Source organism: Scopulibacillus cellulosilyticus (assembly GCF_042665295.1).
Taxonomy (GTDB): Bacteria; Bacillota; Bacilli; order Bacillales; family Sporolactobacillaceae; genus Scopulibacillus_A; species Scopulibacillus_A cellulosilyticus.
The window spans coordinates 173,134-190,997 of the sequence record NZ_JBHTCO010000020.1; the positions used below are offsets into that span (position 1 = coordinate 173,134).

Genomic DNA, 17,864 nt, shown 5'->3' on the forward strand with positions numbered 1-17,864 from the left:
TTCCTATGTTTGTTTGATTTATTAGAATTTATTTTAAAAGAGAGTACGAATTTAAATCAGTGACTTGCCTTTGTGACCCTCTTAAAAAAGCAGTTAAACCAGTTCTTGATAATTCCTTAATGCCATATGGCCGGAGGAGATCAATCATTGCTTCAATTTTTTCTGTGTCACCCGTGACTTGAATCGTGATGCTTTCACGGCTGACATCAATTATTGAAGCTCTGAACGGTTCAGCAATACCGACAATTTCACTTCGTGTTTGAGCATTGCTTAACACTTTAATTAAAGCCAGTTCTCTTGCGACAATTGCTTGATCTGTAATGTCAGAAACTTTAATAACATCAATTTGTTTGTTTAATTGTTTTATCAACTGTTCGATTTGCTGTTCACTGTCAACATTGACAACAAACGTCATTTTTGAAATACCATCATTTTCGGTTCGGCCGACAGTGATGCTGTCAATATTGAATTGCCTTTTGGTCATTAGTCCGGTGACTCGATTCAGGACACCGCTTTGATTTAATACTGTGGCTGTAACAATGCGTTTCATGGTTTCACTCCAATCATCTCGTGATGTCCCTTTCCTGGTGCAATCATTGGGTAGACATTTTCACTTGCCTTAATCCGGCAATCAATTAATACTGGTTCTTTAACCATCATCGTTTCCCGGAGAACAGACTCTGCTTCCTGTTCATCTGTTACCCTAATACCCTTAATGCCGTAACTTTCAGCCAATTTAACAAAATCAGGCTGAACCGGAATTAGTGACTGGGAATATCTCTCCTCGTAAAAGGTTTGCTGCCATTGCCTTACCATACCAAGCGCTTCGTTATTCAGGATAACAATTTTTATAGGAAGATTTAATTCCCTGACCACTGAGAGTTCCTGCAAAGTCATTTGAAATCCGCCGTCTCCCAGTATTGCAACAACATTTTCTTCAGGACAGGCTATTTGTGCACCGATAGCAGCAGGGAAACCAAATCCCATTGTTCCAAGCCCTCCGGAGGTTACCCAACGATTCGGCAGATTAAATTGGTAATATTGTGCCGCCCACATTTGATGTTGGCCAACATCTGTTGTGACAATGGCATTCCCGTTTGTACATTCATGAACAAGTTCAACCAATCTTTGCGGTAAAAGTTCTTGGTCTCCTTCGTGATACCAAAGCGGGTAATCATTTTTGTAACGATTTAAGCGGCTGCACCAGCTTTCAGTATTAGTATTAATGTCTTCTTCTTCTAAAAGCTTAACTAAAGCCTCTTTGGCATCGGCAACAACCGGAATATGTGTATTGATATTTTTACCGATTTCAGCCGGATCAACATCAATATGTGCAACCTTTGCATTCGGCGCAAAATGTTTGAGATTGCCTGTTAATCTATCATCGAAACGCGCGCCGATATTAATTAATAGATCCGTTTCATGCAATGCCATATTTGCAGCGTAAACACCGTGCATTCCGGCCATGCCAAGGAATAATCGATGATCTGCAGGAAAATTTCCCAACCCGAGCAGCGTATTCGTAACCGGGATATTGTATCGTTCCGCAAATTCAGTCAGTTTTTCTGAAGCCTTGGCGTGCAAGACACCTGCCCCGGCTAAAATTACTGGTTTTTCAGCATGGGACAATGCTTCTGACAGTTTCTTAATTTGCAAATAATTCGGGGTTAGATTAGGCTGATAACCTGGTAAATGAATGTCAGGTTCAAAATCTACAACAGCCTTTCCCTCTGAAATATTTTTTGGAATGTCAATCAATACCGGCCCCGGACGTCCGGTTGTTGCAATATGAAAAGCTTCTTTAATAATTCTTGGCAAGTCTTTCATATCGTGAACCTGGACGTTATATTTTGTTATCGGCATTGTAATCCCCATAACATCTGCTTCTTGAAAGGCATCGGTTCCGATGACGTTTTGCGAAACTTGCCCTGTAAATATAACAAGCGGTAAAGAGTCCATCATCGCATCAGCGATTCCGGTAACTAAATTAGTCACGCCTGGACCGGATGTCGCAATGACAACGCCCGGTTTACCGGATACACGTGCATATCCTTCGGCCGCATGGATCGCTCCTTGCTCATGACGAGTCAACACGTGGCTGATTGGATTTTTATAAAGTGCGTCATAGATAGGCAAGACCGCACCGCCGGGATATCCAAAAAGTATCTCTACACCTTCGTTTATGAGGGATTGTATTAAAATATCCGCTCCGCTCATTTCAGCTGGTGCAGCATTAACATCAACACTTGTTTTAACAGTCACTTTTTAACCCTCCTATAAGAATTTTTAAAAGTTGCTTTACCCAATTACGACGTTTAGCTATTAAAGTCAGCCAATAATAAAAGAGTCCTCTCTCCCCTTGCACACGACATACACCTGTATATGTGTGATGCATTGGGGTGAAAAGACTCTTATTTCACGGTACCACCCAATTTCACGACGCCCTCACGAACGCCGCCTCAGCAACAATCAAGTACTTGATTGTTGAGTTCTATTAACGAATATCATAGTGATACCCGGCTCAGCCTACTGGACTCGCGTTCAGCTGAACACTCAGAGGCGATGTCGCTATAAGAGACAATACCGGTTTCCACCAACCCGGCTCTCTGTGAATGTCTGACCTTATAACTTTTACCCCGTCATCGTTTTTAAAAGGATATTCAAAATTTTTGAACACGCATTTTAAGTTTTAAGTTTTAAATTTTCATAACGCCGCCTGTATTTGCTGATGTTACAAGCTTTGCATATCTGGCAAGGTAACCTTTCTTAATTTTAGGTTCCGGAGCTTGCCATTGTTGCTTCCTTTTTTCCATTTCTTCTTCAGTTTCAAGAATATTAATCGTCCGGTTTGTTAAATCGATAAAAATTTGATCCCCGTTTTCGATTAAAGCAATCGGTCCGCCTTCAGCCGCTTCCGGAGAGATATGGCCGACAGCTATGCCTCTTGTTGCGCCTGAAAAACGTCCGTCTGTAATTAAAGCGACTTTAGTTCCTAAGCCTCTGCCCATGATTGATGATGTTGGAGCAAGCATTTCCGGCATTCCCGGACCGCCTTTTGGACCTTCGTAGCGAATAACAACAACATGCCCTTCGCGAACAGTGCCATCATCAATGCCTTGTTGGGCTTCATCCTGGGAATTAAAAACAATAGCTTCTCCCGTAAAGGTTTTTATTGATGGATCAACTGCCCCGACTTTGATAACAGCGCCATCCGGAGCAAGGTTGCCATATAAAATGGAAAGACCGCCGACTGGACTATACGGATTATCTTTTTCTCTTATAACATCTTTATTAAGAATTTCCGCATCTTTGACATTTTCATAGATTGATTTGCCAGTAATCGTGATCCGGTCGCGGTGAATCGCGCCGTCTATTTTACAAAGTTCTTTAATAATAGCACTGACTCCGCCAGCTTCATGAACGTCTTGCATCGAATAATCTGAAGCCGGCATGATTTTCGCTAAGTACGGTACACGCTTAGCCACTTCATTAATACGGTTAAGATCATAATCAACTTCCGCCTCATTAGCTAAAGCCAGCGTATGCAGAACCGTATTTGTTGATCCGCCCATAGCCATATCCAAAGCAAACGCATCATCGATCGCTTCTTCTGTAATAATATCGCGCGGTCTAATATCATTTTTAATTAAATCCATTAAGTGATATGCCGCATCGTAAATCAGTTTATGGCGTTCTTCAGATGTAGCAACAATTGTACCGTTACCCGGAAGAGCCATTCCGAGCATTTCCATTAATGAATTCATTGAATTTGCTGTAAACATCCCTGAACAAGAGCCGCAAGTCGGACATGCCGTTGTTTCCAGTTCTAACAGCTCTTGCGTTGTCATCTTGCCTGATTTATGAGCACCGACGCCTTCAAAAACTGAAGTTAGTGATAAATTTTGCCCTGTTTTTGAACGGCCGGCTTCCATTGGGCCTCCTGACACAAACACAGCAGGGACATTCGTTCTCGCCGCCGCCAATAGCATTCCCGGTGTAATCTTATCACAATTCGGAATATAGAAAACACCATCAAACCAATGGGCGTTAATAACTGTTTCCGCCGCATCTGCAATGATTTCCCGGCTTGGAAGCGAATATCTCATGCCGATGTGGCCCATCGCTATACCGTCATCAACACCAATTGTATTAAACTCAAATGGTATTCCGCCCGCTTCCCTGATCGCATCTTTTACGACTTCGGCAAATTTATTCAAGTGCTTATGCCCCGGAATAATATCAACGTATGAATTACATACACCGATAAACGGCTTTGCCAAATCTTCTGTTTTTACTCCTGCAGCATGCAGCAAGCTTCGATGCGGTGCGCGGTCAATACCTTTTTTTATCATGTCGCTACGCATACAATCCACCTCTTTTGCAACGTCTATTATCCTGCTTGAACACTATTTTGAGCGTAGACTTTTGTACCTTCTTTGGTGACAATGTCACGGAAATCTGTTAACAGCTGATTTGTAACCGGCCCGGGACGTCCATCATTGATTTGCCGGCCGTCTACCTTAACAACTGCAACGAGTTCAGCCGCCGTTCCAGTGAGAAAAACCTCATCTGCAACGTAAACATCATGCCTTGTAAACACATCTTCACGAATGTCGTAACCTTTTTTAACAGCCAAATCTATAATAGCATTGCGGGTAATACCTTCTAAGGCGCCAATGTAGCTTGGCGGTGTTTTGATAACGCCGTTTTTCACGATAAAAATGTTGTCGGCTGATCCCTCAGCGATATAGCCTTCATCGTTCATAATCAGCGCTTCACTGACACCCGCTATGTGCGATTCAATTTTAACTAATATATTATTCAGATAATTTAGAGACTTCACTTTAGGACTCAAAACATCCGAGCGATTTCGACGAGTTGGAACAGTAACTACGTCAATACCAGTTTCATAGAGTTCTTTCGGGAATATAGCAAGTGCTTCAGCAATAACAATAATTGAAGGAGCCTTACAATTATATGGGTCCAGCCCTAAGTCGCCGACACCTCTCGAAACGACAACTCGAATATATGCATTTTGAAAATTATTCTTCTTTAAAGTTTGAATAATTATATCAGAAAATTCTTCTTTTGTATAAGGTATATTTAGCATAATCGAATGTGCGGATTCATAAAGCCGTGCGATATGTTCATCGAAACGGAATATATTACCCTCATACATCCGAATACCTTCAAATACACCATCCCCATATAAAAAGCCATGATCAAAGACTGAGACGACAGCCTCTTCTTTTCTCACGAATTTCCCATTGAGAAAGATCCACTGTTCACTCATTGCTATTACTCCCCTCACAGTACGTCAATAACTTGTTGTGTTTGGTTGATTGTTGACCATCTTACGCCTTTTCGCCTAAGTGGTCAATACCTATTTTTAATTTTTTTGACTCTTTCGATTAGTGCGCATTCAATGTAATCGCTTCCAAACGTGTCATTGCTTCATTTCTATAAAAATTCCGAGTTAATTGTAAATTTTTTTAAATCGCTTTCATTTTTCTGTTATTTATTTCTAAATGAATTTTTCGTTTTTTTTCGTAAAATTATCTTGTGCAACATTAAAATCACCGATATAATGTCCACTAACGGTAAACATTTGTCTCTTTTATAAAAACAGGAGTGATAACAATGGATCATGTATCAGTAGGATTATTAGGTTTTGGTACTGTCGGCACAGGTGTTGTTCATTTGCTCTCAGATGATCAGGAACAGCTGCAACAACGTACAGGCTGTCCAATCCAAATTGAAAAAATACTTGTTCGCGACAAAGACAAGGCAAGAAAAATTAAACTCGATGATCATCGCTTGACTGAAAACGTTAGTGATATTATAGATAACCCGAATATTGACGTAGTTATTGAGGTCATGGGCGGTATTGATGAAGCGCGGCACTATATTTTGCAAGCCCTACGAAACAAAAAGCACGTCATTACAGCAAATAAAGATCTTATGGCTTTGCATGGCAGCGAACTTCTGGAAGCTGCCGCGGATAATCATTGCGACTTATATTATGAAGCAAGCGTCGGCGGAGGCATTCCAATTATCCGCAGTTTAAGAGACGGCCTGGCCGCAGACCGCATTCAAAAGATGATTGGCATTGTCAATGGAACAACAAATTATATATTAAGTAAAATGAGCCGTCAGCCGGTGTCGTATCAAGAAATGCTTCAAGAAGCACAAGCGCTTGGTTTTGCGGAAGCAGATCCTACATCAGACGTTGAAGGACTTGACGCAGCCAGGAAAATGGTCATTTTAAGCCATCTCGCTTATTCCATTCCGGCAAGCCTTGAAGATGTAACGATTGAAGGTATTACCCGCGTGGAACAAGAAGATATTACTTATAGTAAGAAGCTTGGCTATACGATTAAATTAATTGGAATTGCTGAATACGAAAATGAGTTAATTGACATTAGCGTACAGCCGACACTATTGCCGGCCCATCATCCGTTAGCATCTGTAGATAACGAGTACAACGCTGTTTATGTATATGGAGAATCTTGCGGGGAAACGATGTTTTACGGGCCAGGAGCGGGTGAACTGCCGACTGCTACTGCCGTCGTATCAGATCTTATCACCGTTGTAAAAAATCTGAGCCTTGGTATTACCGGCCACCATATTTTTCTGCCGAAACTCAAAAAACAATGTAAACCGGCAGAAGCTATTTCAAGCCAGTACTTCTTGAGAATGCATGTTTTAGATAAGCCAGGCGCTTTTTCCAAAGTCAGTCATCTATTTAAAGAACAAGGCATCAGCTTGGAAAAATTAATACAAGAACCATTAATTGGAGATGAAAAAGCTGAAGTAGCTATTATTACACATGAAACGAATAAACGGACTTTCGAAAACACTTATCATCTTTTAAAAGATCTTGATGTTGTGAGCGATGTAAAAAGCTATTATCGTGTTGAGGGGATGAATTAAATGTTGTGGCAAGGACTAATTTCAAATTATCAAAATTATTTACCAGTTAATGAAAAAACACCAAGGTTAACTTTAATGGAAGGCAATACACCTCTCATTCCTTTGGAAAAGCTGTCTGATCAATGGGGCGCAGAAATACATGTCAAATATGAAGGATTAAATCCAACCGGCAGCTTTAAAGACCGCGGTATGGTTTTAGCTGTTGCTAAGGCAAAAGAATCTGGTAGCCAAGGTGTCATTTGCGCTTCTACCGGAAATACGGCTGCATCTGCCGCCGCCTACAGCGCCCGGGCAAATCTCGATTGCCTTATTGTTATTCCCAAAGGGAAAATCGCTCTTGGCAAGCTTGCTCAAGCAGTCATGTACGGCGCAAAAATTTACGAAATTGACGGTAATTTTGATGACGCACTTAAAATGGTCAGATATACTGCAAAGCATTCTTCTTATACTTTAGTTAACTCTGTAAACCCATATCGTCTTGAAGGACAAAAAACAGCTGCTTTTGAAGTATGTGAACAGTTAGGCGGCGCACCTGACATTTTAGCAATCCCTGTTGGTAATGCAGGTAATATTTCGGCTTATTGGAAAGGGTTCAAAGAGCTACACGCGCGAAATAAAACTTCCCTGCCGCAAATGCGCGGGTTCGAAGCTGAAGGTTCTGCGGCAATCGTTAAAAATAAAATCATTGAACAGCCTGAGACGATTGCTACAGCTATAAGAATCGGAAATCCAGCCAGCTGGGAACTTGCTGTAGAAGCTGAAAAAGATTCTAAGGGAAAAATTGACAGCGTTACTGATGAAGAAATTTTAGCGGCCTATAAAACTTTGGCAAAGGAAGAAGGTGTATTTGCCGAACCTGCTTCTTGTGCTTCGCTCGCAGGGATTAAAAAGCAACTTAAAACCGGAGAAATCAAAAAGGGAGCAAAAATTGTTGCTGTATTAACCGGAAACGGACTCAAGGATCCAACAACAGCTATGGATACTTTAAATGTTCAGCCCGTCCTTTTAAAAGCTGAAGAAAATCAATTGCTTGATGCCCTTGGAGAGGGTGTTTCAAAATGAATCAACCCGCTTTCAAAGTAAAGGTTCCCGCAAGCACTTCTAATCTTGGTCCAGGATTTGATTCTATCGGTCTTGCGGTTAACCGTTACCTTTATCTTAATGTTGAAGCCGCGAATAGCTGGCAAATTGTTTTTGACACAGGATCGGATGATTTACCTGAAGTAAAAGAAAATATTATTTATCAAGCCGCTCAAATGGTCGGCGAAAAATACAATCAAACGCTCCCGCCATTATCAATAAAGATGCATAGTGAAATTCCGCTTGCCAGGGGGCTTGGCAGCAGTGCAGCAGCGATTGTTGCAGGTATAGAAATTGCCGACACTGTACTTAAGCTTCAATTATCATGCCGGGAAAAAGCACATTTAGCCAGTTGCATTGAAGGCCATCCCGATAATGCAACGGCTTCCGTTTACGGCGGATTAACTGTCTCAGTCCATACTGACGAAGAAACCGAAACCGTCGTATTACCTGCCCCGAATATTGATTTAATTGCTATGATTCCGGCTGTTGAGCTTAAAACTAAGGATTCACGCAACGTTTTACCGCAAACTTTGCCGTATAGTAAATCTATCAAAGGAAGCGCTGTTGGCAATGTCCTTGTGGCTGCAATTTTACAAGATAATTGGGAATTAGCCGGAAAAATGATGGATCAAGATATTTTTCACCAGCCTTATCGTGAACCGCTTGTACCTGATCTCCCTAAAATCGCCGCTTTTGGCCGTGATTTTGGTGTGCTCGGTACATCTTTAAGCGGTGCCGGTCCGACGATTAATTGCTTCATACCTAAAGGCAAAGGCGAACATATCGCATCCCTGATGTCAGCAGCCTTTCCTGATTATCAATGTGATATATTATCCCCAGTATCTCATGGAGCCCGCAAATTAGTAAAAGAAGAAAAAATCTTTTAAAGAGACTGCACCTTTTAATCACAAAATGATATAATGCTTTATACAAAAACTCGCCTTGTCGGCGAGTTTTTAAAATTGAACTTTATTTTTCTTATCTTAAATAAAAAACACACCTATATAAGGCGGGTGATTGTTTGAAAGCCATTTTATTAGGGATCTTAGCCTCATTTTTCTTTGCCTTTACCTTTGTTTTGAACCGGTCAATGGATCTTTCGGGCGGGAGTTGGCTTTGGAGTTCTTCTTTAAGGTTTATTTTCATGTTGCCGTTTTTATTTGTGATTGTGCTTATTCGCGGACATTTAAAACCGTTGTTTAAAGCATTGATCGCCCAGCCTTGGGTTTGGGTAAAATGGAGCTTTGTCGGTTTTGTGCTTTTTTATGGACCGCTGACATTTGCATCAGCTTACGGACCAAGCTGGTTAATTGCCGGGACTTGGCAGTTAACCATTATTGCCGGTGTTTTGCTGAGTCCGCTTTTTTATGAAACGAAGCTGACAACGGAGGGCCCGGTAAAAGTCCGGCAGCGTATCTCATTAATGTCCCTATGTACTTCCTTAATTATTATTATCGGCGTTATCTTTATGCAGGCAGCTCATATTGAAAAGGTTTCAATTAAATTAATTTTAATCGGGTCTTTACCGGTAGTGCTTGCAGCCTTCTGTTATCCATTAGGGAATCGAAAAATGATGGCTGAATTCAGTGAACGTGTGGACACCTTTCAACGAGTTCTAGGTATGACAATTGCCAGCATGCCTTTTTGGATTATCTTAGCGGTTATTGGCTGGATTAAAGACGGTCCGCCAAGTACGGGACAACTCACTCAATCATTTATTGTGGCTGTAACTTCAGGAATTATCGCTACCGTATTATTTTTCTTTGCCACTGATATGGTTAATAATCAGCCGCAAAAACTTGCTGCTGTGGAAGCCACACAATCTGGTGAAGTTATTTTTTCATTGCTGGGGGAAGTTTTTATCTTAAATGGAAATATGCCGTCTTTTTGGTCTTTTATTGGTTTATTTTTTATTATCACCGGCATGATTATACACAGCTTTATGTCAAATAAGGAAAAACATGTACATAAGGCACATAAAGCATCGTGAACTTTTTCGCTGTTTAATCCGCCATTACCTTGCTAACTTTACCAGATCTCGCGTATCTTTGTTTCTATATATGCTTTCTGAATAAAAAATATTGTTGCATGGACCCTTTTTTTCGGGAAAAACTAATAGAAAAAGGGGGTAAAAAAGTGAAACAACAAAATGTTCAAGGAAGATACATTAAGTATGTTTGGGTAGTTATAGTTATTGCCGCCCTCCTATATGGGGTATGTTATGTATGGATCAGGATGCGATAAAGTGAATTCTGTCTAAACTTCAGCGCTTGAAACTTAAGCTTTGAGACGGCAGCTTTAAGCACAATGCAATTTGGTTAGATTATAGAAAATGACCCAAATTATGGGGCATTTTCTATAATTTCTTTAAAGATATAGCTCTTCGTATCTTTTGAAGAGCATTAACGCCTTCATCTTTTCTTTCCTTCATAATATTAACAAATAGAGCATCAATTAGGCTCAGTTGGGCAATTCTTGAAGCAAGCGCTTCGGACCTATATTCAGTTTCCTGTGAAATAGTATAAAGCACAATATCAACATTTTGACTTAATAGAGATTTTTTAAAGCTGGTAATACCGAGTGTTTTACAACCTGTTTCTTTTGCAATTGAAAGTACTTCAAGCAAATCTCTATTATTACCGGAATGGGAAATAAATACCGCAACATCTTCTTTTGTTAATTGTGAAGCAGCCATTAATTGAAAGTGTGAATCATAATAGGCAGCACAAGGAATTCCACTTCTTACAAATTTATGATAAGCGTCAAGTGCAATAACCCCGGACCCGCCGTTTCCGTAAAACTCAATTTTTTTTGCCTTATAAAGAGATGCAACCGCTTTCGAAAAAGATGTATTTTGAAGAATTTGCTGCGTCCCTTCTAATGTTTGGATATTTGAAAGAAATACCTTCTCTGCCACTTCTATTTCATTATCTTCCTCACTAATCGCCTCATGTATGTCATTTATTGGCGAAACAACTTCGGATGCAAGAGCGATTTTCAATGCCTGAAATCCCTTAAACCCTATTTTTTTGCAAAAACGGAAAACAGTGGCTTCTGCCACATTCAAAATCTCAGCGACTTCATTAATGCTGCTATTAATCATCTCTTGAGGATTTTCTAAGATATAATCCGCAACCTTTCTTTCCTTCTCGCTGAATCCTTGATAGGCTAAGCGAATTCTTGACATACACCGCTCTTGAACCATCAAATATTCCTCCACATCACTATTTATGTATTTATTCTTAGTTTACTATATTTTGTTTAAAAGAAAAATTATTTAATGCAAACGGTTTTATTGAAAAAAAATTTTATTATATAATGTTATATGTTGAAAAAATTTTTAAAGCAAGATTAATATTTAAACCTAATGAATACAACAATGGAGGGAATATTATGTTTAGGTTTAAAACATTTTGTTGTCAAGGAAATCCAAAAGCAAGGGAGTTATAAACAATGTATAGTATATTTGGCTTAAGTCACCATACAAGCTTATTGTTGTATGCTTTAATTGCCATCATCTTACTTATTGTCTTAATTGCAAAAGTAAAATGGAATCCATTTGTTGTTCTCATTCTTGTTTCTTTACTTTTAGGGCTTGGAGCAGGAATGAAGCTGCCTGATGTTGTTAAATCCGTACAAGACGGTGTCGGAAGTCAACTTGGATCAATCGCAGTCATTATTGGACTTGGAACGATGCTAGGTAAAATGATGTCTGAATCCGGCGGTGCCGATATCATCGCCAATACGCTCATTAAGCGCTTTGGCGAAAAAAATGTTCACTGGGCCATGATGATCGTTGCTTTAATCGTCGGCATTCCGGTCTTTTTTGAAGTAGGGTTAATACTTTTAATCCCGCTTGCCTTTACGATTGCCCGTAAAGCTAACATGTCTTTATTACAAATTGGTATTCCGCTTGCGGCCGGACTTTCTACAGTTCATGGATTACTGCCGCCGCACCCGGCACCAATGATCGCTATTGATGCTTATCACGCGAGCATTGGAAAAACGATTGTTTATGCTATTATTGTCGCTATTCCGACAGCTATTATTGCCGGTCCGGTTTTTGGTAAATTTATCGGCAAAAGAATTGAATTATCACCGTCTACCGAACTGGCAGAACAGTTTTCTCAAAGGAATACTAAATTAAAAACGCCTGGTTTCGGCATAACATTATTGACTATTTTAATTCCAGTTATATTAATGCTTTTAGCCGCAATTGTTGACGTTTTCATTAAAGGGAATGACACAGCAAAATCAATTTTTGATTTTATTGGAAACCCAATCGTTGCTTTAATTATTGCTGTCATTTTTTCATTCTTTTCGCTTGGCTATTCCAAAGGCATGGCCAAAGAGGATATCTCTAAGTTTACTTCCCAATGCCTGGCGCCTACAGCATCAATTATTTTAATCATCGGCGGAGGCGGCGCATTTAAGACAGTTCTCATTAACAGCGGGGTTGGCAATGCTATTGCTGATATTGCGTCACAAACAAACATTTCACCGATTTTATTTGCTTGGCTTGTAGCTGCGCTTATCCGTGTTGCAACCGGTTCAGCAACAGTAGCTATGACAACAGCCGCTGGTATTGTGACACCGATTATTGCCCAAATACCAGGTGTGAATTTATCATTGCTGGTTCTTGCAACCGGATCCGGTTCACTGATTTTATCTCATGTGAATGACGCTGGATTCTGGATGGTCAAGGAATTCTTTAATATGTCCGTGCCGCAAACTTTAAAATCATGGACTGTCATGGAAACGCTTATTTCAGTCGTTTCGATCATTATTATACTAATATTGAATGTTATTTTTTAGAAATGAAATGAGGGGTTTTTTGTGAAAGAATCTACATACATGATGGGTGTAGACATTGGGACGACAAGTACTAAAGCTGTCCTTTTCAATAAGGAGGGTCAAATTGCTGCTCAACATGCAGTCGGTTACCCTTTACTCAGCCCAAGTCCATCAGTGGCTGAACAGGATCCTGATGAAATTTACGAAGCTGTTGTTAATTCGATAAAACAAGTCATGTTAAAAAGTGCTGTTGACCCAAAAAGTTTGTTGCTAATTTCTTTCAGCTCAGCAATGCACAGCGTTATTGCTGTAGACAGGGACGGCAATCCTTTAACCAAAAGCATCACATGGGCGGATAATCGCAGTGTCACTTATGCAGACAAGCTTAAAAATGACCTTAATGGTCATGATATTTACTTGCGTACGGGAACACCGATCCACCCAATGTCACCGTTATCTAAATTATTTTGGCTAAGAAACGAAGATAAAGAAACATTTAATAAAGCCTATAAATTTATCGGTATTAAAGAATATGTCTTCTTTAAATTATTCGGGGAATATGTTGTAGATTATTCGATTGCCTCAGCTATGGGAATGTTTAATTTAAAAGACCTTGATTGGGATAATGAAGCTTTGGAAGTTGCCGGTGTCTCCGCTGATCAGTTATCCAAACTTGTCCCGACAACGCATGTTATGAAGCATATAGATCCTTCACTTGCTGAAAGAATGGGTATTAGTGCTGCCACGCCTTTTGTTGTTGGTGCGAGCGACGGTGTTCTATCTAATCTCGGATTAGATGCTATTCAGCCGGGTATTGTCGCCGTAACAATCGGCACAAGCGGTGCTGTCCGTACCGTAAGCAACCGTCCTGTGACAGACCCTAAGGGAAGAACTTTCTGCTATGCCCTGACAGAAAATCACTGGATTATCGGAGGCCCCGTTAACAATGGCGGCATGACATTCCGATGGGTGCGTGATCAGCTTGGCGATTCAGAAATTGAAAACGCCAAAAAGAATGGCAAAGATCCGTATGATTTATTAACAAAACGGGCTGAAAAAATATCACCAGGGTCTGATGGATTGCTCTTTCATCCTTATATGGCTGGTGAACGTGCGCCATTATGGAACGCGGATGCACGCGGATCATTTTTCGGCCTTGCCCTTCACCATACCCGGGATCATCTGATACGGTCGGTACTTGAAGGCGTTATTTTTAATATATATGGCGTTCTTCTTGCCCTTCAAGAACTTATCGGATTGCCGAAAAGTGTACAAGCAACTGGGGGCTTTGCCCGCTCTGAACTATGGCGGCAAATTATGGCAGATATTTTTGACCAAAATGTAACTATACCCGAAAGTTTTGAAAGCTCGTGTTTAGGTGCAGCTGTACTCGGGTTATATGCCATAGGCGACATTGACTCAATCGATGTCGTCAGTCATATGATTGGTACCACACACCAACATCAGCCAATTCCAGAAAACGTTAAAATATATGACGAACTCAAACCCATTTTTCTATCGATTTCCCGAAGAATGACCAATGATTATCAACGAATAGCCGATTTTCAAAGAGAACATTTAGAAAATAAATAAAGAAAACTCGCCGATTGGCGAGTTTTTGCTGTATTAGTAAACGTATGCAGCACCAACGATGATCAATAAGATGAACAAGACGACGATAAGAGCGAATCCAGCGCCCATTCCGTAACCGCCGCCGCCGCAGCCGCAGCCGGCTCCACCAGCGTAACCCATAGACTTACACCTCCTTCATCAGGTGTATAGTATAAGTTATGCTGTTTTGGATTTTTTGACATGGACAGCAGCTTCTTCTTAGCTAATCAATCTTTTTAACTAACTTCAATGACAATAATTAAGATGCCCCCATTAAAGGCGGCATCTTTATAAAAAACTATGCAAAAACTGCTGCAGAGGATTTTAGAGCTTTCATAAATTCATGGAATTGAGGAATGTCCATTTGTTGTGCAGCATCTGACAAGGCTGTTGCAGGATCAGGATGTACTTCGGCCATTACGGCGTCAGCGCCAATAGCCAATGCTGCTTTAGCAGCAGGCAAGAGCAAGTCTTTCCGTCCTGTAGAATGTGTGACATCAACCGCAACCGGCAAGTGAGTCTCCTGTTTCAAAATTGGTACAGCTGAAATGTCTAATGTATTTCTTGTTGCCTTCTCATAAGTTCGAATACCTCTCTCGCATAAAATAATCTGACTGTTGCCCCGTGAGATAATATATTCCGCCGCAAACATAAATTCTTCAATAGTCGCAGATAGTCCACGCTTTAATAAAACGGGCTTATTAACAGATCCCGCTGCCTTTAACAAATCAAAATTTTGCATGTTTCGGGCGCCTATTTGAATAACATCCAAGTACTCCACGGCCGTTTCAATATCATTTGGATGTGTAATTTCACTTATAACAGCTAAATCCAACTCATCAGCCACTCTTTTTAAAATCTTCAATCCTTCAATCCCGAGACCCTGGAAATCATATGGGGAAGTCCGCGGCTTAAATGCACCGCCGCGCATTAATTTTAAACCTTGCTGTTTGAGCGCTTGGGCTACTTCTTTCACTTGTTCATAGCTTTCAACTGCACAAGGGCCCATGACGAAATGAGGGTGCCCGTTACCGATTTCCTCCCCTTTAATATTAACAATCGTATCTTCAGCCTTTTTCTTTCTGGAAACAAGGAGCGCTTTACGATTATCAGACTCTTGAAGTTCCAGGCTTGCTTTAAAAATTTGTTTGAACAAATGCTGAAGGGTTGATGTTGTAAAAGGGCCGTCATTTTTTTCGGCAACTGTATCAAGCAATTTTCGTTCACGAACAGGATCATAACGGGTAATCCCCTGTTCTTCCTTTACTTTCCCTATATTTTTTACAATTTCCCCTCTTTTGCAGAGCAGCTCCAACAGCTGCATATCAATCGTATCAATCTGTTCGCGAAGTTGGTCAAGATTTTGATTCGACATAATTAAACCTCCCCATCTAATAAAAATTATTATTGAAAACAGCATAACTCTTTTACGTTTATACTGCAACGCTTAAAATCGCTAAAATCATTTTATACACTTTAAAGCATTAAGTGCCAAAAAAAGGCTCTTAACAAATCTGTTTCATCGTGGCCACGAAAATTTTTAGTTATTGTTCCATAAGATAAACAACCTGAATCAAAAAGTCAATACTTAAATTTTTCAGCAATTTATAAATAAAATAACAAACCTGTTGCTATATCAATACTGTAAACCCTTTCAAAAGATAATAAAAATTTTATTTTTTAAAAATAAGACTTTATATATCCATGGTTTTCATGGTAAAATATTTTATAAATAACATGTGTAAAAAGCTATGACAGGTAAAAGTAATGTTTAATTCCCCGTTATCAGAGAGCTGATGGTTGGTGCGAATCAGTACAAAGTTAAACATGAATTTCGTCCTTGAGCTTCTTTTTCTAACATCCGGTTCTAATCGGATCATTAAAAAAAGACGGGTCAGCCGTTATCCTAATGAAGTGGTGGAACTTTGTTCCGCAATATGGGTGGTACCGCGAATAATTTCGTCCCTGCATTAGCAGGGACGTTTTTGTTTTTCTTAAGTTCTGTTCAAAAAGGAGGAACGAGCGTTACATCTCGAACTACTGCGAGCTGCGACGAGAAGTGGAAATACTTCTATGCGTAATCTTCGGCGCAGGAGCACTTTAGCTCTCAGTCTCGATGCTCAAGTTTTCCCGGACTTTTTGAACATCCTCTTTAAAATATAAATGGGAGATGATCATATGTTAGTCAAAAACCAATTGTTATCGTTAAAAGCTTATGAACCAGGAAAATCTGTTGAAGAAATAAAAAAAGATTATGGCCTTGCAAAAATAACAAAACTAAATTCCAATGAAAATCCTTATGGTTCTTCGCCAAAGGCAGCCGAAGCTTTGGCTAATTTATCATCACAATTTGCCATTTATCCGGATGGCGGTGCTATGAATCTGCGAGCTAAAGTTGCAAGTCATCTGGACGTTGATGAAGATCAGATTATTTTTGGCGCCGGCCTTGATGAAGTCATTCAAATTATCAGCCGGGCTTTGCTTACTCCTGACTCTAACACTGTTATGGCATCTCCTACCTTTTCTCAGTACAAGCTTCATGCTGTGATTGAAGGTGCTGAAATAAGAGAAATAGCGACCGTTGATGGCTGTCATGATTTAAATACAATGCTTTCCCAAATTGATAGTCAAACAAGGATTGTTTGGATATGCAATCCTAATAATCCAACAGGCACATATGTCAACGAAACTGCATTAAAGAATTTTATATCCCGCGTTCCAAAAGAAACCTTAGTCGTTATTGATGAAGCCTATTATGAATATGTCACCGCTGAAGACTTCCCTCATTCATTATCTTTATTGAAGGACTTCGATAACGTCATGGTTTTACGCACCTTTTCCAAGGCTTACGGCCTCGCTGGTCTTCGTGTTGGTTACGGTGTAGGCAACAAAGAATTTATACAAAGGCTGGAAGTGACCCGCCTGCCGTTTAATACAAGCCGTTTAGCGCAAATCGCAGCTGAAGCCGCTTTGGAGGATCAAGATTTTATCCAAGGGTGTGTCAAAATTAACGAAAAGGGCTTAAATGAACTTCAAGCATTTTGTAAAAGACATAAAATTGATTTCTATCCGTCACAAGCTAATTTTATATTTATAAAAACAGACAAAGGACATGAACTTTACGAATCACTGCTGCAAAAAGGCTATATCGTTCGTCTGTTTCCTAATGGTATTAGGATTACGATTGGGACGGAGGAAGAAAATAAAAATCTATTAGCTGATTTTGAAGATATCATTGTAAAAGCTGGTACCCCTAATTAGGCAACTTAAAAAAGAGTGTTCCCGACATCCGGAAACACTCTCCCTGCCTCTATACCGCTTTCTCTTCAAATGCTTTATATTTTCTTCCCTTTAATAAATAAGCACCATAAACGCCAACAAATTATCACCATAAATATAATAGAAACAAAATACATGTTTGTATAGCTTACCTTATAAAATTT

At 40.0% G+C, this 17,864-nt stretch carries 14 protein-coding genes and 1 other annotated feature; of the genes, 7 read left to right on the forward strand and 7 right to left on the reverse strand.

Annotated elements, in window-relative coordinates:
* Positions 1–28: 28 nt before the first annotated feature.
* The 4 genes from ilvN to ilvE form a co-directional block, all read right to left on the reverse strand.
* Positions 29–550, reverse strand: a complete 522-nt coding sequence (gene ilvN, locus ACFQRG_RS15995; RefSeq protein WP_380967841.1) for an acetolactate synthase small subunit — start codon at positions 548–550, stop codon at positions 29–31.
* Positions 547–2,217 carry an acetolactate synthase large subunit gene (gene ilvB, locus ACFQRG_RS16000; protein ID WP_380968025.1) on the reverse strand — a complete coding sequence of 557 codons (1,671 nt, stop codon included), beginning with the start codon at positions 2,215–2,217 and terminating at the stop codon, positions 547–549. The genes ilvN and ilvB overlap by 4 nt, the downstream gene beginning before the upstream one ends.
* A gap of 479 nt (positions 2,218–2,696) precedes the next feature.
* The gene (gene ilvD / locus ACFQRG_RS16005) at positions 2,697–4,364 is read right to left on the reverse strand and encodes a dihydroxy-acid dehydratase (protein WP_380967843.1); all 1,668 of its coding nucleotides are present in this window, start codon (positions 4,362–4,364) and stop codon (positions 2,697–2,699) included.
* A gap of 26 nt (positions 4,365–4,390) precedes the next feature.
* The gene (gene ilvE / locus ACFQRG_RS16010; RefSeq protein WP_380967845.1) at positions 4,391–5,293 is read right to left on the reverse strand and encodes a branched-chain-amino-acid transaminase; all 903 of its coding nucleotides are present in this window, start codon (positions 5,291–5,293) and stop codon (positions 4,391–4,393) included.
* A 347-nt stretch (positions 5,294–5,640) separates the two neighbouring features.
* Here ilvE and ACFQRG_RS16015 point away from each other — a divergent pair, with 347 nt between their 5' ends.
* From ACFQRG_RS16015 to ACFQRG_RS16030, 4 genes are all read left to right on the forward strand, one after another.
* Positions 5,641–6,933, forward strand: coding sequence for a homoserine dehydrogenase (locus ACFQRG_RS16015; protein WP_380967847.1), 1,293 nt, complete (start codon positions 5,641–5,643; stop codon positions 6,931–6,933).
* Entirely contained in the window at positions 6,934–7,995 is a 1,062-nt protein-coding gene (gene thrC / locus ACFQRG_RS16020; protein ID WP_380967850.1) for a threonine synthase, read from the forward strand.
* On the forward strand, positions 7,992–8,903 hold the full coding sequence (gene thrB, locus ACFQRG_RS16025) for a homoserine kinase (RefSeq protein WP_380967852.1): 912 nt from the start codon (positions 7,992–7,994) through the stop codon (positions 8,901–8,903). The genes thrC and thrB overlap by 4 nt, the downstream gene beginning before the upstream one ends.
* 134 nt (positions 8,904–9,037) lie before the next feature.
* Complete coding sequence (locus ACFQRG_RS16030) at positions 9,038–10,006, forward strand: DMT family transporter (protein WP_380967854.1); 969 nt, start codon at positions 9,038–9,040, stop codon at positions 10,004–10,006.
* Between the two features lie 366 nt (positions 10,007–10,372).
* Here the strand turns inward: ACFQRG_RS16030 and ACFQRG_RS16035 are convergent, their stop codons facing one another.
* Positions 10,373–11,221 carry a MurR/RpiR family transcriptional regulator gene (locus tag ACFQRG_RS16035; protein WP_380967856.1) on the reverse strand — a complete coding sequence of 283 codons (849 nt, stop codon included), beginning with the start codon at positions 11,219–11,221 and terminating at the stop codon, positions 10,373–10,375.
* Positions 11,222–11,469: 248 nt separating this feature from the next.
* Here ACFQRG_RS16035 and ACFQRG_RS16040 point away from each other — a divergent pair, with 248 nt between their 5' ends.
* On the forward strand, positions 11,470–12,831 hold the full coding sequence (locus ACFQRG_RS16040; protein WP_380967859.1) for a GntT/GntP/DsdX family permease: 1,362 nt from the start codon (positions 11,470–11,472) through the stop codon (positions 12,829–12,831).
* A gap of 21 nt (positions 12,832–12,852) precedes the next feature.
* Positions 12,853–14,403 (forward strand): gluconokinase, encoded by a 1,551-nt coding sequence (gene gntK, locus ACFQRG_RS16045; RefSeq protein WP_380967861.1) that lies wholly within the window; start codon positions 12,853–12,855, stop codon positions 14,401–14,403.
* A gap of 33 nt (positions 14,404–14,436) precedes the next feature.
* Here gntK and ACFQRG_RS16050 read toward each other — a convergent pair whose 3' ends face one another.
* A complete protein-coding gene (locus ACFQRG_RS16050) occupies positions 14,437–14,562 on the reverse strand; it encodes a YjcZ family sporulation protein (protein ID WP_380967863.1) in 126 nt (41 codons plus the stop codon).
* A gap of 157 nt (positions 14,563–14,719) precedes the next feature.
* Positions 14,720–15,796, reverse strand: coding sequence for a bifunctional 3-deoxy-7-phosphoheptulonate synthase/chorismate mutase (locus ACFQRG_RS16055; protein ID WP_380967865.1), 1,077 nt, complete (start codon positions 15,794–15,796; stop codon positions 14,720–14,722).
* Positions 15,797–16,163: 367 nt separating this feature from the next.
* Positions 16,164–16,391 (forward strand) — a binding site (T-box leader).
* Between the two features lie 208 nt (positions 16,392–16,599).
* Between ACFQRG_RS16055 and hisC the strand changes: the two genes are divergently transcribed.
* On the forward strand, positions 16,600–17,682 hold the full coding sequence (gene hisC, locus ACFQRG_RS16060) for a histidinol-phosphate transaminase (RefSeq protein WP_380967867.1): 1,083 nt from the start codon (positions 16,600–16,602) through the stop codon (positions 17,680–17,682).
* The last annotated feature ends 182 nt before the right edge of the window (positions 17,683–17,864 follow it).

Coding starts and splice junctions, on each gene's coding strand:
- ilvN (WP_380967841.1), bottom strand. CDS start 550: ATGAAACGCATTGTTACAGCCACAGTATTAAATCAAAGCGGTGTCCTG.
- ilvB (WP_380968025.1), bottom strand. CDS start 2,217: ATGAGCGGAGCGGATATTTTAATACAATCCCTCATAAACGAAGGTGTA.
- ilvD (WP_380967843.1), bottom strand. CDS start 4,364: ATGCGTAGCGACATGATAAAAAAAGGTATTGACCGCGCACCGCATCGA.
- ilvE (WP_380967845.1), bottom strand. CDS start 5,293: ATGAGTGAACAGTGGATCTTTCTCAATGGGAAATTCGTGAGAAAAGAA.
- ACFQRG_RS16015 (WP_380967847.1), top strand. CDS start 5,641: ATGGATCATGTATCAGTAGGATTATTAGGTTTTGGTACTGTCGGCACA.
- thrC (WP_380967850.1), top strand. CDS start 6,934: ATGTTGTGGCAAGGACTAATTTCAAATTATCAAAATTATTTACCAGTT.
- thrB (WP_380967852.1), top strand. CDS start 7,992: ATGAATCAACCCGCTTTCAAAGTAAAGGTTCCCGCAAGCACTTCTAAT.
- ACFQRG_RS16035 (WP_380967856.1), bottom strand. CDS start 11,221: ATGGTTCAAGAGCGGTGTATGTCAAGAATTCGCTTAGCCTATCAAGGA.
- ACFQRG_RS16040 (WP_380967859.1), top strand. CDS start 11,470: ATGTATAGTATATTTGGCTTAAGTCACCATACAAGCTTATTGTTGTAT.
- ACFQRG_RS16050 (WP_380967863.1), bottom strand. CDS start 14,562: ATGGGTTACGCTGGTGGAGCCGGCTGCGGCTGCGGCGGCGGCGGTTAC.
- ACFQRG_RS16055 (WP_380967865.1), bottom strand. CDS start 15,796: ATGTCGAATCAAAATCTTGACCAACTTCGCGAACAGATTGATACGATT.
- hisC (WP_380967867.1), top strand. CDS start 16,600: ATGTTAGTCAAAAACCAATTGTTATCGTTAAAAGCTTATGAACCAGGA.